The following is a 23,876-nucleotide window of genomic DNA, read 5'->3' as shown; positions in this document are numbered from 1 at the left end:
AGGGGCGGACCTGCGTGTCCGCCCGTTATCGTTGAAGCGCAGTATGACCTGCGGGCGGACACGCAGGTCCGCCCCTACAACGAGTTACTCCTATCGCTTTGACACAACGGACGCCCTCTCGCTAAACACGACCGTGCGTCCTTACACAGGGCTACACGTCTCGTATATTTTTCGTTTGGATTTGGTGGCACTTTGACATAATGTCGCAAGGAATAGTTTTGTGGCACAATGTTTGATACCTATGTGATGTAAGCGTCTGACCTACGGACGAACCAGGTCAGCCGACAGAGACATTAACAAATAAGAAATCAACAAACAACACAATACTATGGGTAAGATAATTGGTATAGACTTAGGAACTACAAATTCATGTGTAGCAGTCATGGAGGGTGGCGAGAGCAAGGTCATCCCCAACAGCGAGGGACGTATGACGACTCCCTCAGTAGTAGCATTCGTAGAGGGCGGTGAGCGCAAGGTGGGTGACCCCGCTAAGCGTCAGGCTATCACGAACCCGACGAATACGATCTACTCGATCAAGCGCTTCATGGGTGAAACCTATGAGCAGATAGAGAAGGAGGCTGAGCGCGTTCCCTTTAAGGTAGTCAAGGGTGATAACGACACCCCACGTGTAGACATCGACGGACGTCTCTACACGCCACAGGAGATCTCGGCGATGATCCTTCAGAAGATGAAGAAGACAGCTGAGGACTACCTCGGCACAGAGGTTACAGAGGCGGTCATCACAGTACCCGCATACTTCAACGACTCACAGCGTCAGGCTACTAAGGAGGCTGGCGAGATCGCCGGACTCAAGGTACGCCGTATCGTCAACGAGCCTACGGCTGCTTCGCTAGCTTACGGCCTTGACAAGAAGGGCTCCGATATGAAGATTGCAGTCTTCGACCTCGGTGGTGGTACGTTTGATATCTCTATCCTAGAGCTAGGTGATGGGGTCTTTGAGGTGAAGTCCACAAATGGTGATACGCACCTAGGTGGTGATGACTTTGACCATGTGATCATCGACTGGCTCGCTGAGGAGTTTATGAAGGACGAGGGTGTCGATCCCCGCAAGGACAATATGGCACTGCAGCGCCTCAAGGATGCTGCTGAGCGTGCTAAGATAGAGCTCTCAAGCTCGACCTCGACAGAGATCAACCTACCTTACCTGATCCCTGTAGATGGTATCGCTAAGCACCTCGTTCGTACGCTGACACGTGCTAAGTTTGAGCAGCTAGCAGACAAGCTGATCCACGCTTGTGTAGCTCCTTGTGAGCAGGCACTCAAGGATGCAGGTCTCACGGCGAGCGACATCAATGAGGTGATCCTCGTAGGTGGCTCGACACGTATCCCCGCTATCCAGGAGATCGTCAAGAAGACCTTTAACCAGGAGCCCTCTAAGGGTGTGAATCCCGATGAGGTGGTCGCTTGCGGTGCAGCTATCCAGGGTGCTGTCCTAACGGGCGAGGTAAAGGATGTCCTACTCCTCGATGTGACGCCTCTGTCACTCGGTCTGGAGACGATGGGTGGTGTAATGACTCGTCTGATCGATGCAAATACAACGATCCCAACGAAGAAGAGTCAGATCTTTACCACAGCTGTGGACAACCAGCCTTCAGTAGAGATCCACGTCCTACAGGGTGAGCGTTCGCTTGCTAAGGATAATAAGAGTATCGGTCGCTTTAACCTAGATGGTATCGCACCGGCACCTCGCCAGACGCCGCAGATCGAGGTCACCTTTGACATTGATGCAAATGGTATCCTCAACGTCACGGCGGTCGACAAGGCTACTGGCAAGCAGCAGAACATCCGCATCGAGGCTTCGAGCGGTCTGAGCGATGACGAGATCAAGCGTATGAAGCAGGAGGCTGAGGCAAATGCTAAGGCTGACGAGGAGGCTAAGGCTCGTATCGACAAGCTCAACCAGGCAGACAGCATGATCTTCTCTACGGAGAAGCAGCTCAAGGAGCTAGGCGACAAGATCCCTGCTGACAAGAAGGCACCGATCGAGGCTGCTCTGGAGAATCTGAGCAAGGCTCACAAGGCGGAGGATATCCCCGCTATCGACAAGGCTATGGAGGAGCTGAACACAGCCTTCCACGCAGCTACCGAGCAGATGTACAATCAGGCTAACGCTCAGCAGCAGGCTGGTCCTCAGCCAGGTGCTAACGCACAGCCTAATGACAACTCCTCTGCGAAGGGCAACGACGCTGGCGATGTAGCTGACGCAGACTTTGAGGAGATCAAGTAATCTCCAATCCCCTTACTAAACAAGCGGGTGGGTCAACGATGGTTGACTCACCCGTTTGTTTTATTAGAGATTAGAGGTTAGAGATTAGAGGGGGGAAGGAGGCTAGTGGTACTAGTGGCACTAGTACACCTAGTAGGTCTAGAGCTTCTAGAGTCTAGAGTCTAACTTCTAACCTCTAACCTCTAATTACATATCTTTACAGGGGAATTCGTCCGATTCCCTCCTTTCTCGAATATCCACGTGGAAATACTCAAATCTCCACGTGGATATTTTTTATTCCCCACGTAGGGGCGAATCATTTCCTCCGAAGTTTCATTTCATTCCTCCGAAGTTTCATTTCATTCCTCCGAAGAATTTTTTCTTTCCCACGTGGAGATTTCGAAATATCCACGTGGAAATCAGTTTTCCCTGGCACAGCACCGTATCGATATGTAGTCGGCTCTAAATTATTGTAACGAGCCAGCGTCTAATTTGCCCATACAGGGCTGACGCATCATAATCGCTCTGTCAGGAGCTACTCATTAGCGACAAAAGGTCCGTGCGCTCATTCTATATAATGCGTCAACCATGGATTGGCTGTTGGCTGTTAGCTATTGGCTGTTAGCTATCGGAACCATCGGAGCTATCAGAGTGATCGGATCTCTAATCTCTAATCTCTAACCTCTAATCCCTAACTTCTAATCTCTAATTTCGTACCTTTGGGGCGACAGATCTTCACAGCAAAAGAGCTTCTAAGCGATGACAAGACATGATGACCTAGCAGAGTACTTCAAGCAAAAGGGAGTACGGACCACGGCAAACCGCATCTTGGTGCTGCGCGCCTTGATGGCAGCGACGCAGCCGATGAGTCTCAACGAATTGGAGACGACGCTCTACCCGATGGATAAGTCGAGCATATCGCGGGTGCTGACGCTCTTTCTGGCTCATGACATCGTCCACGCCTTTGAGGACGGGCGAGGGGTGTGCAACTATGAGCTCTGCGCCAGCGACGGCGTCTGCCTCGGCGAGGATGAGCACATACACTTCTACTGCGAGCGGTGCCAACACTCCTACTGCATGGAGACGCTAGAGGTGCCTCCGCTACGCCTGCCTAAGGGGTACAGTGCCCATGCCATCTCCTTCGTCATCAAGGGCATCTGCCCACACTGTCAGAACAAACGCTCATAAGGTATCTAACCTCTAAATTCGTACCTTTGCAGTCTGGTGCACAGGCTCAGCAGCAGGTGGTCATACCTGCTCTGTGGATGGGTCGTGACACTAGGGGAACGAAAACATACATTACGGAGTCCGGTGCACTGCTGGTGATAGTGCCCAACCTGACTCTCAGAGAAGAACGACTATGGAAAACGATCTTCACGGTAATAGTCTGAAGGCTGTCGGGACCTTTCTCTCAGCCTATGCGACACACATGATGGGCTGTGGCGTACACACCTCTCGTGTCGTGCGCTGTACGCAGCGCATAGGCGAGAGCTACGGCTATACCGTTGTGACGATGATGGTACAGAAAGGGGTCCTGATCAAGCTGTATGACCCTAAGAGCAATACGCACTTTGCTATCGAGGAGGCGATACCTCCGCTACCGATCAGCTTCGAGCACAACGCACGCTTGAGTGCCTTGAGCTGGGAGGTAGTCGATGAGCATCTGACGCTAGACGAGCTACGTGAGCGGTATGAGCAGATACTGGCTGCGCCACGTACCCATCCGCTGTTTGTATTGATCTTGGTAGGGCTGGCGAACGCTTCATTTTGTCGGCTCTTCGGAGGCGATCTGCCAGCTATGGGGATCGTCTTTTGGGCCACGGTCGTGGGGTTCATCTGCAAGCAGAAGTTGATCCAGGAGCATGTAAACCACTATATAGCCTTTATGGTGTCAGCCTTTGTGGCGTCGCTCTGCACGAGTATCTCTCTGATCTTCAATACAGACAGTGAGATCGCTCTGACGACGAGTGTACTCTATCTAGTGCCTGGAGTGCCACTCATCAATGGTGTGATAGACATCGTGGAGGGGTACATACAGACGGGCTTCTCCAGGCTTGTGGAGGCTTTCTTGCTGATAGGTTGTATCGGGTGGGGCTTTTCGATCACGCTCTTTATCTTTAGGAGTAGCTTGCTATGATGCTACTGGTCGACATACTCTTAGATGGGCTCTTTGCAGCGATGGCAGCGATGGGCTTTGGTGCGATCTCTGACCCTCCGCTGAAGGCTTACCGCAGTATAGCTATCCTGGCTGCCGTGGGGCATGCGCTACGCTTCGTCTTGATGACGATGTGTGGGATCAATATCGCTATCGGCTCTCTCTGTGCCTCGCTGACGATAGGCTTTGGAGCACTCTGGCTGGGGAAGCGGATACAGACGCCGATCACCGTCCTCTCGATCCCAGCACTCCTACCGATGATCCCAGGGAAGTATGCGTACAATATGTTTTTTGCGCAGATCATGTTCCTCCAAAATCTAGATAATGTAGCGGGACAGCAGAAGTATATGGAGATGTTTTTCTTCAATAGCATCGTAGCCATCACGGTCATCTTCGTCCTAGCGGCAGGGGCTACACTGCCTATCCTACTCTTCCCTAAGCGGACCTTCTCTCTAACACGTAAGAAATAATAGGCGCTAAGCTCTATGAATACCTTTTGGAATACAATCGCCCAGTACAATGTGGCGACCTGGCCGATACAGATACTCCTAGTCGTCTCTGCCGTTGTGGTCCTGTACCTCTTAGTAAAGCATCCATCACGTAGCAGTACGATCATTGCTAAGTCCTATCTGATACTCCTATATGTATGGATCGCTGTGGCATACTACGCTATCTACTGTGCTGAGCGTAGCTACTCTATCCTACTCAGTATATACTGGGGCATACTGGCTCTGGCATGGGTTAAGGATCTCGTGGAGGATGATACACAGTTTGCCCTACGAGATAAGTTCAAGCCCTTTGGGGTCTTCGTCCTCATACTGCCACTGATGTACCCCCTTGCTTCGATTATGCGGGGACTATCCTTCCCCTATATCACAACGCCTGTGATGCCCTGTACGGTGGCTATCTATACGATCGGGTTGTTGCTACTCTTCACAAGTCGGATCAATATCTTTATCGTCCTACTCCTCCTCAACTGGGCTATGGTGGGCGTGACAAAGACTTGGTTCTTCGGGATACCCGAGGACTTCATCCTAGTACTCACGGCGATACCGGCTCTCTACATTTTCTTCCGAGAGTACTTCGCTCTAGACCTGCATCAAGACTCGAAGCCTCAGGCGAAGTATATCAACGCGCTCCTGATCTTAGTCTGCATAGGGGTCTGCATCGCACTCTGCTGGGCACTCTTTGCGCAAATATCTCAAGACTTATGAGATCTCCTCTGCAACTAAGTTGCGACATCTCTGATTTTTTACTACTTTTGCTAAGTCCTCTCCTAAGAGGGCAGGGGACGATATCTAATAGATAAAGCATCTACAAACAAACACTCTATAGCTATGACACAGCACAACATTGATCTCTCCCAGTATGGCATCAAAGAGCCTGCTGAGATCATTTACAACCCCTCGTACGATCAACTCTACGAGGCTGAGCTACAACCAGACCTAACAGGCTATGACCGCGGACAGCTGACCGAGCTGGGTGCCGTCAACGTGATGACAGGCGTCTACACAGGCCGCTCACCAAAGGACAAGTTCTTCGTCCTCGATGACACAACCCGCGACACCATCTGGTGGACCACCCCCGAGTACCCCAACGACAACAAGCCTACCAGCCAGGAGACCTGGCGGGAGCTTAAGCGGATTGCCACCGAGGAGCTCTCGGGCAAGAAGCTCTACGTCGTCGATGCCTTCTGCGGGGCTAACCCCGACACGCGCCTCAAGATCCGCTTTATCATGGAAGTCGCTTGGCAGGCTCACTTCGTCACCAATATGTTTATCCGCCCCTCCAAGGAGGAGCTGGCAAACTTTGGCAAGCCCGACTTTGTCGTCATGAACGCTTCGAAGGCTAAGGTGACCAACTACAAGGAGCTCGGGCTGAACTCCGAGACGGCTGTCGTCTTTAACCTAACAGAGAAGGTGCAGCTCATCCTCAACACTTGGTATGGTGGTGAGATGAAGAAGGGTATGTTCTCCTATATGAACTACCTCAACCCGCTCCGTGGCAATGCCTCGATGCACTGCTCGGCCAATACGAACCAGGATGAGACAGAGACCGCTATCTTCTTCGGTCTCTCTGGCACCGGCAAGACGACCCTCAGCACCGACCCCAAGCGCAAGCTGATCGGCGACGACGAGCATGGCTGGGATGACAATGGTATCTTTAACTACGAGGGCGGCTGCTACGCTAAGGTGATCAACCTGAGCAAAGAGTCTGAGCCTGATATCTACAACGCTATCCGCCGTGATGCGCTTCTAGAGAATGTGACGGTAGATGCCAATGGTAAGATCGACTTCTCCGACAAGTCTGTCACGGAGAATACACGTGTCTCCTACCCTATCTACCACATTGACAACATTGTCAAGCCGGTCTCTAAGGCGGGTCATGCCAACAAGGTGATCTTCCTCTCGGCAGATGCTTTCGGTGTCCTACCTCCTGTCTCGATCCTTGATCCTGAGCAGACGCAGTACTATTTCCTCTCAGGCTTCACGGCCAAGCTAGCTGGTACAGAGCGTGGCGTCACGGAGCCTACGCCTACCTTCTCGGCATGCTTTGGTGCAGCTTTCCTCTCACTCCACCCGACCAAGTACGGTCAGGAGCTAGTCAAGCGTATGAAGGCTGTCGGCGCTAAGGCTTACCTCGTCAATACGGGCTGGAACGGCACGGGCAAGCGTATCTCTATTAAGGATACTCGTGGCATCATCGACGCAATCCTCGATGGCTCGATCGATAAGGCTCCGACGAAGACGCTACCCCACTTCAACTTCGCCATCCCGACGGAGTTGCCAGGCGTAGACCCCGCTATCCTCGATCCACGAGATACTTACGCCGATCCCGCTGAGTGGGAGACGAAGGCTCAGGATCTGGCAAAGCGCTTTGTCAAGAACTTCGAGAAGTTTGCTACCAACGAGCACGGCAAGAAGCTCCAGGAGGCTGGTCCTAAACTCTAGTCGAGCTAACCTATACCTAACCAGCAGAGGTCCCACTCTCCCGTGAGTGAGACCTCTGCTTTTGTTTTTCGTGGCGAATGCTGCTTGCATCATCTCTCTAGTTTTTGTTAACTTTGGGGCATACAAGCAAACAGTACTATGAAGCACTACAGAATGATCCTAGCTACTCTTTTTGTAGCTTTAATCGCCTTCACAGGTCTTACAGCTCAGCAAGATAAGAGCCAAAGTCAGCCAAAGACCACAGAGCATTTGAAGTTTATGGGGATCCCCATTGATGGATCTCCTGAAGCCTTTGCAAATCAGCTAAAGAGTAAAGAATTTACACTTAACAGCTCTTCTACTCCCGATATTATCTGGATGACAGGAACATTTGCGGGGATCTCAGACTCCAACGTACTCATATATAAGTCTCCATCCTCAGCCAATGTCTATAAAGTCCGTGTTGTCTTTCCAGGACAAGACAGTTGGTCTCAAATTGAGATCAGATATAAAAAGTTCAAAGATTGGCTCTCTCAAAAATACTTGCTGATTGAAAGCAAAGAGGAATTCCAAGGTTATTCTCCAGAGAGAGATAGTAGTAAGATGACAAAACTCATTTTAGGCGATTGCAACTATTGGAGTACATATGGAGCCGGGACTCTAAACGGCACCTTCCTAGGGTCTGTCTATTTAGATCTTATGAGTATTTCTGGAGAGAACAAAGGATATGTCCGAATCGAGTATGAAGACTACCTAAATGGAGAGAATGCTGAACAAGGTTTTCTAGACGACTTATAGCAAGCAGTAGACAACCATGCTTCGCTTTTCCGTACTAGAGATGTAATTCTATCCTAGTCGCGGGGCGCACTCTTGTAACTTTGGCGTTAAGTATGTATATTTGCGAAATGAAGGGGTGCAGGTGCGATACGGATGTTTTCGCATGCGACCTTTTCTAGGCAGAAGACTATTCATTCACTACACTTTTGAACTATGATAATAGGCGTACCTAAAGAAATCATGCACGATGAGGCTCGCGTCGCAGCGAGCCCCGAGGCAGTGAAGCAGTATGTCGCTGATGGACACACTGTACTATTTGAGCGTGGAGCTGGCGAAGGCGCAGCATACCACGACGAGGACTATCAGGCAGCTGGCGCTGAGCTGATACAAGGACCCGAGGAGATCTACCGCCGTGCGGAGATCATCATCAAGGTCAAGGAGCCACTCTTCAACGAGCAGCTTGGCAAGCATGAGATCGACATGATGCACAAGGGGCAGTACCTGATCACCTTCATCCACCCAGCCTCTCCTGTGAACCATGATATGGTACGCAAGATGGCTGCGCAGGGCGTCGTAGGTCTCACCCTAGATGGTGTACCTCGTATCTCTCGTGCGCAGAACCTCGATGCACTCACCTCTATGAGTACTTGCGCAGGCTACAAGGGTATTCTGATGGCTGCCAATGACCTCTCCTTCTTCATGCCACAGATGTTTACCGCTGTCGGCAAGATCGACCCCGCCAAGGTGCTCGTCATCGGTGTCGGTGTAGCTGGTCTACAGGCACTCGCTACGGCTCGTCGTCTAGGCTGTATCACTTACGCAGCTGATATACGTCCCGCAGCTTCTGAGCAGGCTACCAGTCTAGGTGCTAAGCCTATTGATCTGGGCATCCCCGCTGACAAGGCTGTTGCTCCTGGTGGCTACGCCCTACACCTGAGCCCCGAGCTACTAGAGCATGAGCGTCAGGTGCTAGCTGAGCATGTCAAGGACATGGACGTCATCTTCTGTAGCGCACTCGTACCAGGCAAGATCGCTCCCGTGGTCATCACCGAGGAGATGGTCAAGTCTATGAAGCCCGGCTCTGTCATCGTTGATATCGCTATCGATCAGGGTGGTAACTGCGCTATCACGACTCCAGGCGAGCGTGACGTCAAGCACCACGTGGTCATCGAGGGTATCAAGAATATCCCTGGTATGTTGCCTCAGAGCGCTACCTGGATGTTCTCACAAAACATGTACAACCTCGTCAAGTACCTCGTCAAGGATGGCAAGATGCACCTCGATATGAGCGATCAGATCACCTCTTCTATCGTCGTCACGACGGAGGCTGGGGAGATCATCCACGAGGGTACCCTCGAGGCTATGGGACTCAAGAAGTAGCCTAGACTACAGGAGCTTGACTTCCCCCCCTATCGTTAGAGGTTAGACGTCAGAGGATATGATCCTAAGGGGTCATACTCTGACTTCTAACCTCTAATTTCTAAAACTCTAACCTCTACTCTCTAATCTCTAACTTCTAATCTCTAATCTCTCAATGAACCCACTGATCCTCGTCGCCATCTTCCTTGTGGCGACCTTCGTCGGCTACAAGCTCATCAGCAATGTGCCTAGCTTGTTGCACACCCCCCTCATGTCGGGGATGAACGCCCTGAGTGGCGTCACCATCACGGGAGCGCTCGCAGCTACTGCCACTGCTATCATAGCTCCAGACGGTAGCCTCTTCCAGCAAATATTTGGGGTTATAGCCGTCATCCTAGCCACCATCAATGTCGTCGGGGGCTTTGGCGTGACCAACCGCATGCTCCGTATGTTTACCAAAAACAAGAAAGGAGGCAAGGCATGAATACACTCATAGAGATCTCTAATCCCGTATACTACGTCATTTGCGCGATCCTCAGCATCCTCGTGCTCGTAGGCATCGCTATGATGAGCAAGGTCAAAACCGCTGCTCGTGGCAACGCACTCAGTGCTACCGCCATGGGGCTAGGCGTCATCGTCACGCTACTCAAGCTACAGGTCGTCACCTTCCCCTGGCTCATCGCAGGCATCCTCATCGGTGGTGTCATCGGCGTCCTACTCTACACACGAGTCAAGATGATCCAGATGCCGCAGATGGTGGCTCTGCTCAACGGTATCGGCGGTGGTGCCTCGGCACTCGTCGGTGCTTTGACACTCTTCCAGCTTACAGAGAGCAATGTCTACTTCACGCTGGTCACCGCTTTCCTCGCTATCATCATCGGTATGCTCACGCTCGTCGGGAGTCTCGTCGCAGCGGGCAAGCTCCACAGAGTACTGCCACAGAAGTCAGTCGTATGGCCTTTTCACAATGTAGCGACCTCACTCACACTCGTTGTCGCCGTCTTCTTCCTACTCATCGGCACGCTCAACTACGTTGTTCCCTCGGCTCTCATCTACGCCATGATCGGCACGATGCTCTTCAGTGCACTCTTCGGGCTTTACTTCTCCATACGTGTGGGCGGTGCTGACATGCCTATCACCATCAGCTTGCTCAACTCTCTGAGCGGTGTGGCTGGTGCTATCGCCGGTATGGCCATTGGCGACATCTTCCTCGTCGCTGTCGGTGGTGTCGTTGGTGCTTCGGGACTCCTCCTCACGCAGATCATGTGCCGTGCGATGAACCGCTCGCTCGTCAACATCCTCATCCCTCACGGCAAGGCAAAAGCTCCCGCCAAGGCAACAGCTCCCGCCAAGCCTGACGCACCAGCCCCCAAAGCTCCCGCAGCACCTCAGCCTAAGCAGGAGAGCTCTCCTATCGATCAGGCTGTTGCGATGCTCCGTGGTGCTAAGCGTGTCATCATCGTGCCGGGCTACGGTATGGCTCTTGCACAAGCGCAGCAGGAGGTCAAGCAGCTAGCCGATAAGCTCACCAAGAGCGGCGCTGATGTTAAGTATGCGATCCACCCTGTGGCTGGTCGTATGCCAGGACACATGAACGTACTCCTCGCTGAGGCTAATGTGGACTACGATAGTCTCTACGAGATGGAGGCGATCAACGACCAGTTTGCCAATACCGATGCAGTCATCGTCATCGGTGCCAACGACGTGCTCAACCCTGCCGCACGCAATGCCGAGGGGACACCTATCTATGGTATGCCGGTCCTCAACGTAGATCAGGCGAAGCAGGTCATCATCTGCAACTTCGATCTCAAGCCTGGCTACGCGGGTGTCGAGAACCCGCTCTACAGCCGTGGCGAAGGCGTAGCGCTCTGCCTAGGCGATGCTAAGGCAACGATTGATCAGATCCTCTCTGGTCTAGATAGCTCAGCAGCGACCGCACAGCCCACAAGCAGCAGCAGTTCAGCTAGCGATCCTATCTCACAGGCAGCAGGTATGCTCCGTGGTGCTAAGCGCGTCATCATCGTGCCAGGCTACGGTATGGCTCTAGCGCAAGCACAGCAGGAGGTCAAGCAGTTGGCCGATAAGCTCACCAAGGGCGGCGCTGATGTTAAGTACGCCATCCACCCTGTGGCTGGTCGTATGCCGGGACACATGAACGTACTCCTTGCTGAGGCTAATGTGGACTACGATAGTCTCTACGAGATGGAGGCGATCAACGATCAGTTTGCCAATACCGATGCAGTCATCGTCATCGGAGCCAACGACGTGCTCAACCCCGCTGCTCGCAATGCCGAGGGAACGCCTATCTATGGTATGCCAGTCCTCAACGTAGATCAAGCCAAGCAGGTCATCATCTGCAACTTCGATCTCAAACCTGGTTACGCGGGTGTCGAGAACCCGCTCTACAGCCGTGGCGAGGGCGTAGCGCTCTGCCTAGGCGATGCTAAGGCAACGCTCTCCAACCTGATGGATCGATTGGATCATGCGGAGAGTACCCCCACAGCTTCTGCCGCTTCGTCCACTTCTTCAGCTACCAGCAGCGCAACGCCACTCCAGTCCGCTACGGAGGTACTGCACAACGCTAAGAGCGTCATCATCGTGCCGGGCTACGGTATGGCACTAGCGCAAGCGCAGCAAGAGGTCAAGCAACTAGCCGACAAACTCGCCAAGGGCGGTGCTGATGTTAAGTACGCCATCCACCCTGTGGCTGGTCGTATGCCAGGACACATGAACGTACTCCTTGCTGAGGCTAATGTGGACTACGATAGTCTCTACGAGATGGAGGCGATCAACGATCAGTTTGCCAATACCGACGCAGTCATCGTCATCGGTGCTAACGATGTGCTCAACCCCGCTGCACGCAATGCCGAGGGGACGCCTATCTATGGTATGCCGGTCCTCAACGTAGATCAAGCCAAGCAGGTGATCATCTGCAACTACGATCTCAAGCCTGGCTACGCTGGTGTCGAGAACCCGCTCTACAGCCGTGGCGAGGGCGTGACGCTACTCATCGGCGATGCCAAGAAGACGCTCAGCGATCTGATCGACACGCTCTAGTTGAGATTATTGCAAAAGTCAATAGTCTCTAGTTAGCAACCATACAGCGGCAAAGGCTCTCAGCCTTTCGCCAGTAATAATAAGAAGAGACTGCCACTCCTAGGAGTAGCAGTCTCTTGTTTTAACTAACGCTGTTTTTGAAAAAGTGAAGATTGCTGATTAAAGCGGAGGCAGGCGCGCTAAGCGTCAGGGTCTCCCTGCTGCTTGACCCAGTCGGCGTGCCGTCTGACCACCTCTAGGATGTCCATGTTAAGCACTTTGAGCTGAGCGAAGAGCTCGGGGAGCTCCTCCTCGGTTAGCACGCGATAAGCCTCATCACGTAGGAGCATCTCGGCCGTTTCGGAGACATAGAGACCGAGCCCTTTCTTCGGATAGATGAGCCCCTCGTTTTGCAGGTTCTCATAAGCTCTAAAGATCGTATTGGCATTGGTCTCCAGCTCGGCAGCTAGCTGGCGCACGCTCGGGATCTGCGTCCCCGCGGGGTACTCGCCCGAGAGGATCTTCTCCTTGATGCGCTGCTCTATCTGAGCGTAGATGACTACTTGCGGATTAAAACGTGATGTGATCATGATCATTAGGTTAGAGAGGTTACGCCGTGACCTGCTTGCGTCGTAGCGAGCGCAGGCCGAGCCAGATCATCGCAAAGGCGTAGAGGTAGACTGGTATACTCATGGCAAGGAGCGAGATGCTGAGTTCATCGCCATTGCCCAAGTAGAAGACGAGATAATTCTCTGTATCATCTGCATCTATATTACCAATGTCTAGTAAATGCATCAGCGTACCAACGCCAATCATCGAGACGATGAAAATAACAAAGCCGATGCCCATAAAGCGCAGGACTGCACGTAGGGGTTTGCGCGCCGAGATGATACAATAGAGGTAGGTGGCATAGCTCGCTAGCTGCCCAGCGATCATCATACTGACAGCCCAGGCATATTGTTGCCATTTGTTGCCATAGCCTATCGGATCTGTGAGGATCTGTGAGTAGAATTCGAGTACTTGACCTTCATCCAGCAGTGCCTGTATAAGCATGTAGACAGTCCAGGCGATCGCTCCTAGGAGCGGTGTGATGATGTGCAGTACCAGCGTCAGGAGGAGGAGCGAGATATACTTCTCCGTAGCCGAAGCAGGTATCTGTAGGTAGAGCGGTGAGAGCAGGGCATTGACACGCTGGTTGTAGCTGATCATCACCCCGAGAGAGACCGCCAGAAAGCTACAGTATAGGCAGGCTATGTAAACAGCTCGAAAGTCATCCGCCCTCCACGCCATATCAAAGAGTAAGTCGCTCAGTACCGACACGACCACAGGTATAGAGGCTGCGAGGAAGCCGCCGATCAGGATCTGTAGCCACTGTCTATGGTGAAAGGCGAAGTCCAGTCGCAGGAGCTGGCCGAGACGCTTGAAGCTAAAGGAGCTGTCACCCGTCTTAGGCGCAGCGGTCGTAAGATTAGCAGATTGGTTCATAGTGAGAGAGGAGATTGTGGGGTGAGTGTATCGTTTGCGGGTTGGGATAAGTGCTGTAGCACCGCTTGGGTGTTGTACATCAGAGCGTTGAAGAAGAGCTCCATCGAGAAGCCTCCCGTCTCGGTCATATCTGCCGTGCGGGGCGTCATTACGACCTCTCCCCATACGGAGGGCTCGCTATAGAGCGGAGCTACGTGAGGAGCCTCAGCGGCGGTACCGCAGTAGAAGGTGCTCTCAAGACGAGCAATCGTCTCGTTGCAGATGATCTGATTTTGGTGTAGCACTACCAGACGATCTATCATTTGCTCTAGGTCACGCACCTGGTGGGTGCTGATCAGCACGGTCTGTTCGTCAGATATGTGCTGCACGAGGAGCTGGCGAAACTTGCTCTTCGACGGGATGTCCAGTCCATTGGTCGGTTCGTCGAGGAGCAGCAACGGCACCCGCAGAGAGAGTGCCAGCACGAGTGCTACCTTCTTCTTCTGTCCCATCGAGAGGCGGCGCAGGTTGTTGGTGGGGGGCACGTCAAAGTCTTTCAGCAGCTGACGAGCCAGTGTGGCATCATAGTTTGGGTAAAACTGCCCCGCGCCGTCGAGGTACTGGACGGCAGAGGTGGCGGGTAGCTGCACCTCCTCGGGAAGGTAGTAGAGCTCTCGGAGGAGTGGCACCGAGCGCTTTCTGCTGGAGTGCCCGAGTACGGTGAGCGAACCGCCCTTAGCTAGGAGCAGTCCTGAGATAAGCTTGAGGAGGGTCGTCTTGCCCTCACCATTTTTGCCTAGCAGCCCTGTGATAGAGCCTGTGGGCAGGGTAAAGCTTACACCCCTAAAGAGCGGGTGCCGGCCATAAGAGAAGCATACCTCCTGAGCCTGCACGAGAGGCTCTGCGATGAGGTGGGTATCTGAGTGCGAATACATAACTGTTGCGAAGTTTAGGGATCTTATTCTATATGTTGTGTAGTGATATGGAGGAGACGAGTAACCCTTTGTAGGGACGCACGGCTCGTGTCTATCGGGAGGGTGTCCGTCCCTACGGAAATCGGGGTTACAGCGTTTGATGAGTGGAATTGTCGTGCTGACGTAGCTTGTGTAGGGGCGGACCTGCGTGTCCGCCCGCAGAATAGACTGCGCTCAGGTGAGGACGGGCGGACACACAGGTCCGCCCCTACGGAGATCGGGGTTACAACGTTTGATGAGAGGAATTGTCGTGCTGACGTAGCTTGTGTAGGGGCGGACCTACGTGTCCGCCCGCAGAATAGACTCCGTTCAGGTGAGGACGGGCGGACACACAGGTCCGCCCCTACGGAGATCGGGGTTACAGCGTTTGACGAGTGGAATTGTCGTGCTGACGTAGCTTGTGTAGGGGCGGACCTACGTGTCCGCCCGCAGAATAGACTGCGCTCAGGTGAGGACGGGCGGACACACAGGTCCGCCCCTACGGAGGGAGCTTCCACCCCGCCGAGCGGTTCACCCGAAGAGAAGTCGACCGAGCTTCCGAAACGAGAAAAAACTTCGCTTTTTACTTGCATATGAACTTAGAAAGCAAAGGGTTACTCGTAAGTGTTGTGGAGACATTACTTAGTTTCCTCTGCGGGAGAGATATAGCTGTGCAGTACGAGCACACGGTAGAGGTAGTCGTAGCGAGCGCGGAGCTCTTCGCTCTGAGCGACGAAGTGACGATTCTGCGCCTCGGCCAGTTCGTACGAAGAGGCACGTCCCGCCTCGTAGCTGATCTGCGCATAGTGCAGTGCCGTCTCGGCCGACTCGGTCGCCCGCTGGGCAGCTGCTATCTGACTGTAAGCAGCACGGGCGTTGATCTGAGCCGTGTAGAGCTGCTGCGTGAGCTCTTTGTCCACCTTGCGCAGAGCGATCTGCTGATCGGAGTAGCGGAGACGAGCCTGCGCCACATTGTCTGCCGTGCGCATCGCATCAAAGATGGGTACAGAGAGCGAAAGCCCAACGAAGTAGCGTCCGTTGTTGCGCATCTGATCCCCAAATGGCTGGTTAAACTGCCGTAACTCCTTATTCAGGATGTAGTAATAGCCCGTGTTGTAGCCCGCGCCAAAGGAGACCTTTGGTATGTAGCCCGTCTGCTCCAGTCCGATCTGCTGCTCCGCCATTTGTAGCTGTAGCCTTGCCTGCTCCATCTCGGGGCGCATCGTGCGCGCTTGCTCGAGGAGCGCATCGTTAGCCAAAGCCAGCTCAGGAGCGGGCGTAGCACTGAGGCTCTTGACATCGGGCAAGGTGATCTGCAGCTCTGTGTAGTCGGGCAACTCGATGATGAGTGCCAGCTGATGACGTGCCAGCTCCGTATCGCTGCAGGCGCGGAGGTAGTTGACGCTGTCCTTAGCGAGCTGCGCCTCCACCTCAGCGAGTTTGTCACGAGACCATTTGCCCGCACGGACCAGTGCCGCCGTCTTCGTGAGCGTCTCACGGGTTAGCTTCAGCTGTTCATCGGCCACGTGGATTATCTCTTGGCGGAAGAGCAAGTTGTAGTACCCCTCAGCCACCTGTAGCCCGATCTGCTCCTTGGCGTATGAGAGTCCAGCGGTCGCAGCGTCTAGATTGAGACGCGCTATCTCCGTAGCCTTAGGACGAGCCATACCAGAAAAAACGTCCCACGAGAGATTTGCCCCAAAGGAGGTGCTGCTCGAGGATTGATCGCCGATGACGCCCGTCTTGTCGGCACTACGTCCGAGGCTGACGCTCTGGCTAGCACTAGCCGAGAGCGAGGGCAGGTAACTGTGCTGCGTGGTGGCGAGCTGCTGCTCACTCCCAGCTAAGCGTAGTCGCGCCTCCTCGACCGTGATGCTGTGAGCGACGGCGTGATCGATGCACTGCTGCAGCGTCCAGCTCTGCTGCGCTGCTAGGGTAAAGCTCCCCGCGACCAGTAGGGCTAAGGGAAAGATATGACGAAGTGTAAGCATAGGATTGTCTTGTCTAAATGATTTGCGTGCGCTACGGCTGTCTGATGATCGGAGTTGGCCGAGTTCTGGCGGGTTGCTGGGGAGAGCTTTCGCTTTCCTCCGTTGGAAAGAAACTTTTCCTCCGTTGGAAAACTTATTTTCCTCCCTTGGAAATTTTATTTTCCTCCCTTGGAAATTTATTTTTCCAAGCGTGGAAAGTTTTTGGAAAACATCATCGGCTCAGCAATTTAGCCGAACGAGCCAGACAGAAGTAGGGCTATAAATAATCTTCGGTCGGTTAGGCTGCTACTGGGGTGCCTTTGACCTTTTCGCCCTCCTTGAGACCACTCTTGACCTCAATGAGGCTACCGTTGCTAATGCCAGTCTTGATCTCACGGCGCTCCGTCTCTAGATGCTTCGGGTCAGCGTCGGAGGTGACCACCTCGACATAGACCTTGTCACCCTCAAACTGTAGTGCGCCCTCGGGGACAGCTAAGACGTTAGAGACCTGGTCAGTGATAAGCTCCGCATTGGCACTCATGTCGGAGCGTATGCGGCTGTAGTCGTCGATGGTGATGGCGGCCTTGAGCTCGTACTGCGTGCCTTGTTGCTGCTGGATTGTCTTGGGCGAGATGTACTCGACAACGCCCGAGAAGGCAGAACCCTCGATCGCTCCGATGCGCACCGTGACAGGTAGTCCCGTAGCGACACGAGCGATGTCGACCTCGTCCACCTTACCGATGAAGATCATCTCCGTCATGTCAGCGATGGTGGCGATGGTGGTACCTGCGTTGAAAGAGTTGGCCTGAATGACCGAGTTACCCTCCTTGACCGGTATGTCAAGTATCGTCCCATCTACCGTGCTGCGCACCAGTGTCGTAGAGCCCTGAGCGTTGCGCTGGCTCATACCAGTGAGGACGATGTTGTAAGCATCCTTGGCACTCGCAAGGCGCTCCTTAGCTTGTAGGTAGTTAGCCTTGGTTGTGGCATACTCCTCCTCGGCTACGATCCCTTGCTGGTGTAGCTCGGTCGCTATCTTGTACTTCTGCTGCGCCTCGTCGAGAGCAATCTTTGCTATCTCGACCTGCGACTCTGCCTGATTGACCGAACCCATCTCGGGCACCACCTTGATACGAGCGATGATGTCGCCCGCCTTGACGAGGTCGCCGGGCTTCTTCATGATCTCGGCGATGATGCCGTTGAGCTGTGGCACGATCATCACCTCGTTGCGAGGAGCTATCTTGCCAGTGAGGATGATAGACCGCTGGATAGAGGGGACGCGGGTCACCGTCTCTACCGAGTAGATGGTCGCTTGGGGCTGTGCCTTCTTATAGAGGAAGACGAAGGTCATGACAACGAGCAGGCCGAAGATAACCCAAAGGGAAAGTTTGAAGATACGCTTAGCTTTCATAGTTCTTTATGTTGTGTTTGTTTTTACCTAAAGTTGAATGTTGGTTTACTCCTCACGAATCGCTTCGATGGAGCGAATCTCGAGTGCTTTCTTGAGTGGCAGAAGACCGCCCACCACGCCTCCGATGACGATGAAGAGGAGTGCGCCAATCGCTGTGCCAAAGGGGATCAGCGGATTGACCAGCATCTCGTTTTCCATTGAGGCGGTGATCTGTGCGACGACAGACATGATCCCCACACCGAGGAGGAGGCCTAGTAGCCCCGCGAGGAGGCTCAGCATGCCGCTCTCTAGGAGGATGAGTCGTACGATGTCTTTGCGCTGCGCACCGAGCGCACGACGTATGCCGATCTCACGGGTGCGCTCCTTGACTGAGACGAGCATGATATTGCTAATGCCGATGATGCCCGAGAGGAGCGTGCCGATACCGATGAACCAGACGAAGACATTGACACCCCACAGCATGGAGTTCTGGGCGGTGAAGATCTCTGAGATGTTGAACTCACCTATGGCGCTCTCATCGTCTGGTGCTATGTCGTGGGTAGAGCGGATGTAGGCTTTGATGCGGTCGTTGATCGCTTTGCTATCCTTACCATCGCCATGGAGCGAGTAGATAACTTGGTAGACCTCATTGCTCTGGCCGAGCGATGCGGTAAGGATCGTGTAGGGGATACGTACCTTTTGCTCTTCAGAGCCATTGATATTCATCCCTTTAGACTTGCTTTTGAGGACTCCCACGATGGTGTAGTAAGAGCCGTCGATATTGATAACCTTGCCTAGAGCCTCCTCGTGCGAAGCGAAGAACTTCTGGCTCACCTCCTCACCGATGGTGCAGTTACGACGGTGCTGCTGCTCGTCGCTCTCGTTGAGCCGTCGCCCAGCTAGGAGGGTTGAGTAGACGATCTGGTCATAAGAGGTCCAGGCGGAGTAGAGCGGTGCTGTCGTACTCTTGGTGCCGTAGCTGACGGGTGTGTTCCACGAGCCTTGCTGGATAGAAGCTATCGTCTCTATCTCGGGAAAGCGCTTCTGGAGGTTGGCTATATCGCTCACTGAGAGCGACCACCAGCGGTCGGTGGGGTAACCTTTGTACGGTTTACTGGTTGTGGAGCAGTAGAGCATAGTGGTATTGCTTGAGATACCATCTAGCTGCTTGCGCATGCCGTTGGAGAAACCTTGGCTCAAGCTCATCAAGATGACCAGCATCAGGATGCCCCAAAAGATGCCAAAGGCGGTTGCGATCGAACGCTTGCGATTCGTTCGTAAGGAGTGAAAAGCTTCACCCCAGATGTCTCGATCAAATAGTCTCATAGTACAGTCTTTACGCTAGGGTGTGTCACTAATCTCTCATCGCTTCGATAGCAGATATACGTATCGCTCTGCGAGCTGGCGTGTAGCCCGCCACGATCCCCGCAATGATCATCACAACGAGGATGCCCAGCGCCATCTGTGGCGAGAGGACTGGCGTGTCAAAGAGGTGGATCGTCTCGCCCATAATGGACATCTCGCCAATGTGGTAAGCTGTCACGAGGTAGTCGCCTAGAGCGACGAGCCCCACGGCAATGACCAGCCCGATAGCGCCCGCCACCGCCGTGATGAGGAGGCTCTCGACCATGATCATCGCTAGGATGTCACGGGGCTTAGCGCCCAGAGCCTTGCGTATGCCGATCTCTTTGTATCGCTCCCGCACTGTGACCAGCATGATGTTGCTCACGCCGACGATGCCGATGAGGAGCGTGCTCAGCCCGACGATCCAGAGGAAGAGGTAGAAGTAGTTGACTACCTTATTATACTGCTCGTTGTTGACATAGTTTGAGTGGCCCCACATCGCCTGATCATCATCGGGCGAGAAGGAGAGTATCGAGCTGAGTGCTTTGAGGAGTTCCTTGTTGAAAGCCTCGAAATCCTTCTTGCTCCGTATCGTAGGCGCATAGATATAGCCACCATCAATACGCTGATCATTGGGATGGATCATGGTAAAGGTGCTACTCGGCATATAGGATGCCGATTGGTTTTGCGCAGCTTCGTAGACTCCCACCACGGTAAAGGAGACATTGTCGACGGAGACGCTCTTGCCGACCGCCTCCTCGTACCGATCAGTGCCAAAGAGCTTCAGCGCATCGGAGGAGCTGATGAGGAGCGTCTTCTCCTTATTATATACGTCGTTGCCATTGATGCCACGTCCCGCCAGCATCTTGACACGGGTCTCGAAGTGCCCGAAGTAGTTGGCGCCGATCCCCTTTACCACCCCCTCGGTCACCTGTGATGCGTGGGTAATCTTATTCCAAGATCTAAGGCTGGGTGTGATGTCCTCAATAGCTGGCACCATCTCCTGCAACTGTGCGAACTGCGACTCCGCGAGGAACAGCCACCGACCGGCTGGGTAACCCTGGTAAGGGAGGTTGGTCATCCAGACGCCAAAGTATATGCCGTAGTTTGGCTCCGTGTCGCCCGCATTGGCACTCTTAGAGATACCACGATTAAGCCCCACGCCGATGCTAAGGAGGATGACTAGAAAGATGATTCCCCACGCTACGGCAAAGCCTGTCAAGAAGGTGCGCAGGCGGTTGCGCTTGAGATTGTCTATGATCTCGGAGAAGTATTCGTGTCCTATACGCATAATGTGTGATCCTCTTTACTCAAACACCTCCTCGGGCAGACTGCTTGTCAGACCGCCGCCCTCGATCAGTCCATCCTTGATATGTATCGTGCGGTCACACATCTCAGCTACGCCAGGCTCGTGCGTCACGATAATCATCGTCAGGTGCGACTCGCGATTGATCTCTCGCAGTAGCTCCATCACCTCGATGGTGGTCTTGCTATCCAAAGCTCCCGTCGGCTCATCGGCTAGGATGACTGAGGGTGTGGTGATGAGGGCTCGTGCGATTGCTATGCGCTGCTTCTGTCCTCCCGACATCTCGCTCGGCAGATGCTCCGCCCAGTCGGCTAGTCCCATGCGGGAGAGTAGCTCGGCAGCACGCTTGGTGCGCTCCTTGCGACCGACTCCCTGATAAAAGAGTGGCAGGGCAATGTTGTCCAGCGCATTCTTAAAGGGGATAAGGTTAAACGACTGGAAGACGAATCCTATTTGTCTAGAACGGATCTCGGCAGCGCGGTTCTCCGAGAGGCTGTTGCTCAGTAGCTCCTCGCCTAGATGGTAACTCCCCTCGTCATAGCTGTCGAGAAGCCCGAGGATATTGAGGAGCGTACTCTTGCCCGAGCCCGAAGCTCCCATGATAGCGACCATCTCGCCTGGGAAGATGTCGAGGTTGATCCCCTTGAGGACATGTAGCGGCTGCGCGCCTTGATAGGTCTTGTGCAGATTGCGTAGCGATATGACAGGTTTAGCATTCATAAGCTTGTTTGCTTAGCGTTTGTCTTTGATAGTACACTGCAAAGGTAGTACAAATATTTGAATCTGCAATAGGAAAAACGCTTCAGTGTACAACTTGAGTCAAACAGTCGCATCAGAGCGAGACATATCACACGCTGTAGGGACGCTCGGGTGTGTCTAGCGGGAGGGCGTCCGTTGTCGAACTAGCCTGACGCAGTAACCTTTGACACAACGAACGCACGCACCTACGACTCCTGTAGGGACGCTCGATCTGAGCGTCCGTCCTCGTTAAAACCACAATGCTGTAACCTTTGACACAACGGACGCACGCACCTACGACTCCTGTAGGGACGCTCGATCTGAGCGTCCGTCCTCGTTAAAACCACAATGCTGTAACCTTTGACACAACGGACGCACGCACCTACGACTCCTGTAGGGACGCTCGATCTGAGCGTCCGTCCTCGTTAAAACAACAATGCTGTAATCTTTAACACAACGGACGCACAGATCGTGCGTCCCTACAGAAGTCGTGTCGCTGTACTACAACGGACACCCCTCCCGCCAGACACTATATTAATAATGTATCCGATCCGAGTGTCGCTAGTCGGAATAGTTTTAATACCTTTGTAGCGAGTAAACGAGTATACGACCTTAGATATGGATGATTCGTCCGCCCATAGTACCCTTGAGGAGCCTCCAGCGAGTCAGATGCTGGTAGCGGGTCCCTGCAGTGCAGAGAGTCGCGAGCAACTGCTTGAGGTCGCTCAAGGACTAAAGGCGCAAGGTGTCACACATTTTCGGGCTGCCTTGTGGAAGCCTCGTACCCGTCCGGGATCCTTCGAGGGTGTCGGAGTGGAGGGGCTTGCTTGGCTCCAAGAGGTGCAGGCCTCGACGGGTCTCAAGGTGGGCACCGAGGTATGCCTACCCGAGCAGGTCGAGGCGGTGCGCGCTGCGGACGTTGACTTCGTATGGATCGGTGCTCGCACGGTGAGCAATCCCTTTATGGTAGAGGCGATTGCCGAGCAACTAGAGGGAGCAACGCAGACCGTCCTGGTCAAGAATCCGATCAGTCCCGACGCACCCCTATGGATGGGTGCCCTAGAGCGTATCAAGAGCCGAGGCGTCGCCCAGGTGATGGCTATCCTGAGAGGCTGTACACCTGTCTACACCAAGCAGCTACGCAATAGTCCTCACTGGGAGATGATCGCCCAGCTGCGCACGCTCTACCAAAAGCGTTATGGTGCGGAGGAACACCTACCCATCTTACTTGATCCGAGTCACATAGCAGGACGAGCTGATCTCCTAGAGGCAGTCTGCCGCACAGGCCTGCTCTACCCTATCGATGGCTTTATGATCGAGTGTCACTGCGATCCCGAGCACGCTTGGACAGATGCACGTCAGCAGATCACGCCTGAGCAACTACACCAGTTGCTCGAGTCGCTACAGCACCCCAGCGACGACCACGAGGCGATGCTCCGTCCGATGCGCTATCAACTGCGAGATCTAGACGCCGCACTCGTAGAGCTACTAGCGGAGCGCTGCAAGCTCACGCAAACCATAGGACGCTATAAGACGGCCAACCATCTAGGCTTCTATCAAGCTGAGCAACGAGCAGCTGTAGAGGCTCACTATATAGAGCTAGCGACTCAGTATGGACTAGATCCGCACTGGGCGACGCAGCTATACAACCTGATCCACGACTACTCCCTACGAGGACAAGAAGCGGTGGATCATGAAGAAGACAATAACTTTTAGACGCTAGACTACCAATAATAAGCAATGAAAAACAAAGCGATCATCAGCATAGGCAGTAATGAGCATCGCACGGCCAACGTTAAGGAGGTGATGGAGATACTCACGAAGCACTTCCCCACGATACGCTTTTCGACGCCTCAGCTCACGGAGCCTATGGATATGCCCGAGGATGCTAAGGCCTTTCTCAATCTGATCGCGCTCTTTGAGACCGAACTAGATAGAGAGACGCTAGAGGCTAAGCTCAAGAAGCTCGAGACTAAGCTCGGACGTGACCACGATGACGACGAAGAGGGTATCATACCGATGGATCTAGACATCATCGAGTGGAATGATGAGGTCTACAAGCCACAAGATATGGTCCGCCCCTATGTCGTCGCAGGACTAGAAGAGCTAGATGAGTTGTAGAATTAGAGATTAGAAGTTAGAGATTAGAAATTAGAGGTTAGACTTTGGTTCCAACCCTTCCTAGCTTCTCTCCCCTCTAACCTCTAATCTCTAACTTCTAACCTCT

At 53.5% G+C, this 23,876-nt stretch carries 20 protein-coding genes; 12 read left to right on the top strand and 8 right to left on the bottom strand.

The features are described 5' to 3' along the window. Positions 1-328: 328 nt before the first annotated feature. From dnaK to Q2J34_RS05200, 10 genes are all read left to right on the top strand, one after another. Complete coding sequence (dnaK, locus tag Q2J34_RS05245; protein WP_300969468.1) at positions 329-2,248, top strand: molecular chaperone DnaK; 1,920 nt, start codon at positions 329-331, stop codon at positions 2,246-2,248. Between the two features lie 738 nt (positions 2,249-2,986). Then, a complete protein-coding gene (locus tag Q2J34_RS05240; protein ID WP_298887550.1) occupies positions 2,987-3,415 on the top strand; it encodes a Fur family transcriptional regulator in 429 nt (142 codons plus the stop codon). 172 nt (positions 3,416-3,587) lie between these two features. Beyond that, complete coding sequence (locus tag Q2J34_RS05235) at positions 3,588-4,364, top strand: threonine/serine exporter family protein (protein WP_298887547.1); 777 nt, start codon at positions 3,588-3,590, stop codon at positions 4,362-4,364. Next, on the top strand, positions 4,364-4,852 hold the full coding sequence (locus Q2J34_RS05230) for a threonine/serine exporter family protein (RefSeq protein ID WP_300970151.1): 489 nt from the start codon (positions 4,364-4,366) through the stop codon (positions 4,850-4,852). Before Q2J34_RS05235 ends, Q2J34_RS05230 begins: the two co-directional genes overlap by 1 nt. A 15-nt stretch (positions 4,853-4,867) precedes the next feature. Beyond that, positions 4,868-5,596: a DUF6064 family protein gene (locus Q2J34_RS05225; RefSeq protein ID WP_300969467.1), complete on the top strand. Its 729-nt coding sequence runs from the start codon at positions 4,868-4,870 to the stop codon at positions 5,594-5,596. A 123-nt stretch (positions 5,597-5,719) separates the two neighbouring features. Further along, positions 5,720-7,333: a phosphoenolpyruvate carboxykinase (ATP) gene (pckA, locus tag Q2J34_RS05220; RefSeq protein WP_300969466.1), complete on the top strand. Its 1,614-nt coding sequence runs from the start codon at positions 5,720-5,722 to the stop codon at positions 7,331-7,333. 138 nt (positions 7,334-7,471) lie between these two features. Then, complete coding sequence (locus Q2J34_RS05215) at positions 7,472-8,110, top strand: hypothetical protein (protein ID WP_300969465.1); 639 nt, start codon at positions 7,472-7,474, stop codon at positions 8,108-8,110. Positions 8,111-8,302: 192 nt separating this feature from the next. Next, positions 8,303-9,469 carry an NAD(P) transhydrogenase subunit alpha gene (locus tag Q2J34_RS05210; protein WP_296952304.1) on the top strand — a complete coding sequence of 389 codons (1,167 nt, stop codon included), beginning with the start codon at positions 8,303-8,305 and terminating at the stop codon, positions 9,467-9,469. 154 nt (positions 9,470-9,623) lie between these two features. Next, the gene (locus Q2J34_RS05205; RefSeq protein ID WP_004331037.1) at positions 9,624-9,932 is read left to right on the top strand and encodes an NAD(P) transhydrogenase subunit alpha part 2; all 309 of its coding nucleotides are present in this window, start codon (positions 9,624-9,626) and stop codon (positions 9,930-9,932) included. Continuing rightward, positions 9,929-12,505 carry an NAD(P)(+) transhydrogenase (Re/Si-specific) subunit beta gene (locus Q2J34_RS05200; protein ID WP_300969464.1) on the top strand — a complete coding sequence of 859 codons (2,577 nt, stop codon included), beginning with the start codon at positions 9,929-9,931 and terminating at the stop codon, positions 12,503-12,505. The genes Q2J34_RS05205 and Q2J34_RS05200 overlap by 4 nt, the downstream gene beginning before the upstream one ends. A 179-nt stretch (positions 12,506-12,684) precedes the next feature. On the opposite strand, the gene Q2J34_RS05195 is transcribed toward Q2J34_RS05200, so the two are convergent. The 8 genes from Q2J34_RS05195 to Q2J34_RS05160 all read right to left on the bottom strand — a co-directional run bounded on the left by Q2J34_RS05195 (position 12,685) and on the right by Q2J34_RS05160 (position 21,631). Beyond that, a complete protein-coding gene (locus Q2J34_RS05195; protein WP_300969463.1) occupies positions 12,685-13,074 on the bottom strand; it encodes a GntR family transcriptional regulator in 390 nt (129 codons plus the stop codon). A gap of 19 nt (positions 13,075-13,093) precedes the next feature. After that, complete coding sequence (locus tag Q2J34_RS05190) at positions 13,094-13,969, bottom strand: hypothetical protein (protein ID WP_300969462.1); 876 nt, start codon at positions 13,967-13,969, stop codon at positions 13,094-13,096. After that, positions 13,966-14,883: an ATP-binding cassette domain-containing protein gene (locus Q2J34_RS05185; RefSeq protein WP_300969461.1), complete on the bottom strand. Its 918-nt coding sequence runs from the start codon at positions 14,881-14,883 to the stop codon at positions 13,966-13,968. Before Q2J34_RS05185 ends, Q2J34_RS05190 begins: the two co-directional genes overlap by 4 nt. 656 nt (positions 14,884-15,539) lie before the next feature. Then, complete coding sequence (locus Q2J34_RS05180; RefSeq protein WP_300969460.1) at positions 15,540-16,892, bottom strand: TolC family protein; 1,353 nt, start codon at positions 16,890-16,892, stop codon at positions 15,540-15,542. Positions 16,893-17,169: 277 nt separating this feature from the next. Further along, positions 17,170-18,282 carry an efflux RND transporter periplasmic adaptor subunit gene (locus Q2J34_RS05175; RefSeq protein ID WP_298887517.1) on the bottom strand — a complete coding sequence of 371 codons (1,113 nt, stop codon included), beginning with the start codon at positions 18,280-18,282 and terminating at the stop codon, positions 17,170-17,172. Positions 18,283-18,327: 45 nt separating this feature from the next. After that, positions 18,328-19,587, bottom strand: coding sequence for an ABC transporter permease (locus tag Q2J34_RS05170; protein ID WP_298887516.1), 1,260 nt, complete (start codon positions 19,585-19,587; stop codon positions 18,328-18,330). Positions 19,588-19,615: 28 nt separating this feature from the next. Continuing rightward, the gene (locus Q2J34_RS05165) at positions 19,616-20,896 is read right to left on the bottom strand and encodes an ABC transporter permease (protein WP_298887515.1); all 1,281 of its coding nucleotides are present in this window, start codon (positions 20,894-20,896) and stop codon (positions 19,616-19,618) included. A 15-nt stretch (positions 20,897-20,911) separates the two neighbouring features. Further along, the gene (locus Q2J34_RS05160; protein ID WP_298887513.1) at positions 20,912-21,631 is read right to left on the bottom strand and encodes an ABC transporter ATP-binding protein; all 720 of its coding nucleotides are present in this window, start codon (positions 21,629-21,631) and stop codon (positions 20,912-20,914) included. A 636-nt stretch (positions 21,632-22,267) separates the two neighbouring features. On the opposite strand from Q2J34_RS05160, the gene Q2J34_RS05155 reads away from it, so the two are divergent. Together Q2J34_RS05155 and Q2J34_RS05150 are read left to right on the top strand one after the other, a co-directional pair. Continuing rightward, positions 22,268-23,365, top strand: a complete 1,098-nt coding sequence (locus tag Q2J34_RS05155) for a chorismate mutase (RefSeq protein WP_300969459.1) — start codon at positions 22,268-22,270, stop codon at positions 23,363-23,365. Positions 23,366-23,389: 24 nt separating this feature from the next. After that, positions 23,390-23,770, top strand: coding sequence for a 2-amino-4-hydroxy-6-hydroxymethyldihydropteridine diphosphokinase (locus tag Q2J34_RS05150; protein ID WP_004330425.1), 381 nt, complete (start codon positions 23,390-23,392; stop codon positions 23,768-23,770). Positions 23,771-23,876: the final 106 nt, after the last annotated feature.

Source organism: Porphyromonas vaginalis, from assembly GCF_958301595.1.
Taxonomy (GTDB): Bacteria; Bacteroidota; Bacteroidia; order Bacteroidales; family Porphyromonadaceae; genus Porphyromonas; species Porphyromonas vaginalis.
The sequence above is the reverse complement of the archived record's forward strand: the minus strand, read 5'-3'. Positions and strand labels throughout refer to the sequence as shown.

Coding starts and splice junctions, on each gene's coding strand:
- dnaK (WP_300969468.1), top strand. CDS start 329: ATGGGTAAGATAATTGGTATAGACTTAGGAACTACAAATTCATGTGTA.
- Q2J34_RS05240 (WP_298887550.1), top strand. CDS start 2,987: ATGACAAGACATGATGACCTAGCAGAGTACTTCAAGCAAAAGGGAGTA.
- Q2J34_RS05235 (WP_298887547.1), top strand. CDS start 3,588: ATGGAAAACGATCTTCACGGTAATAGTCTGAAGGCTGTCGGGACCTTT.
- Q2J34_RS05230 (WP_300970151.1), top strand. CDS start 4,364: ATGCTACTGGTCGACATACTCTTAGATGGGCTCTTTGCAGCGATGGCA.
- Q2J34_RS05225 (WP_300969467.1), top strand. CDS start 4,868: ATGAATACCTTTTGGAATACAATCGCCCAGTACAATGTGGCGACCTGG.
- pckA (WP_300969466.1), top strand. CDS start 5,720: ATGACACAGCACAACATTGATCTCTCCCAGTATGGCATCAAAGAGCCT.
- Q2J34_RS05215 (WP_300969465.1), top strand. CDS start 7,472: ATGAAGCACTACAGAATGATCCTAGCTACTCTTTTTGTAGCTTTAATC.
- Q2J34_RS05210 (WP_296952304.1), top strand. CDS start 8,303: ATGATAATAGGCGTACCTAAAGAAATCATGCACGATGAGGCTCGCGTC.
- Q2J34_RS05205 (WP_004331037.1), top strand. CDS start 9,624: ATGAACCCACTGATCCTCGTCGCCATCTTCCTTGTGGCGACCTTCGTC.
- Q2J34_RS05200 (WP_300969464.1), top strand. CDS start 9,929: ATGAATACACTCATAGAGATCTCTAATCCCGTATACTACGTCATTTGC.
- Q2J34_RS05195 (WP_300969463.1), bottom strand. CDS start 13,074: ATGATCACATCACGTTTTAATCCGCAAGTAGTCATCTACGCTCAGATA.
- Q2J34_RS05190 (WP_300969462.1), bottom strand. CDS start 13,969: ATGAACCAATCTGCTAATCTTACGACCGCTGCGCCTAAGACGGGTGAC.
- Q2J34_RS05185 (WP_300969461.1), bottom strand. CDS start 14,883: ATGTATTCGCACTCAGATACCCACCTCATCGCAGAGCCTCTCGTGCAG.
- Q2J34_RS05180 (WP_300969460.1), bottom strand. CDS start 16,892: ATGCTTACACTTCGTCATATCTTTCCCTTAGCCCTACTGGTCGCGGGG.
- Q2J34_RS05175 (WP_298887517.1), bottom strand. CDS start 18,282: ATGAAAGCTAAGCGTATCTTCAAACTTTCCCTTTGGGTTATCTTCGGC.
- Q2J34_RS05170 (WP_298887516.1), bottom strand. CDS start 19,587: ATGAGACTATTTGATCGAGACATCTGGGGTGAAGCTTTTCACTCCTTA.
- Q2J34_RS05165 (WP_298887515.1), bottom strand. CDS start 20,896: ATGCGTATAGGACACGAATACTTCTCCGAGATCATAGACAATCTCAAG.
- Q2J34_RS05160 (WP_298887513.1), bottom strand. CDS start 21,631: ATGAATGCTAAACCTGTCATATCGCTACGCAATCTGCACAAGACCTAT.
- Q2J34_RS05155 (WP_300969459.1), top strand. CDS start 22,268: ATGGATGATTCGTCCGCCCATAGTACCCTTGAGGAGCCTCCAGCGAGT.
- Q2J34_RS05150 (WP_004330425.1), top strand. CDS start 23,390: ATGAAAAACAAAGCGATCATCAGCATAGGCAGTAATGAGCATCGCACG.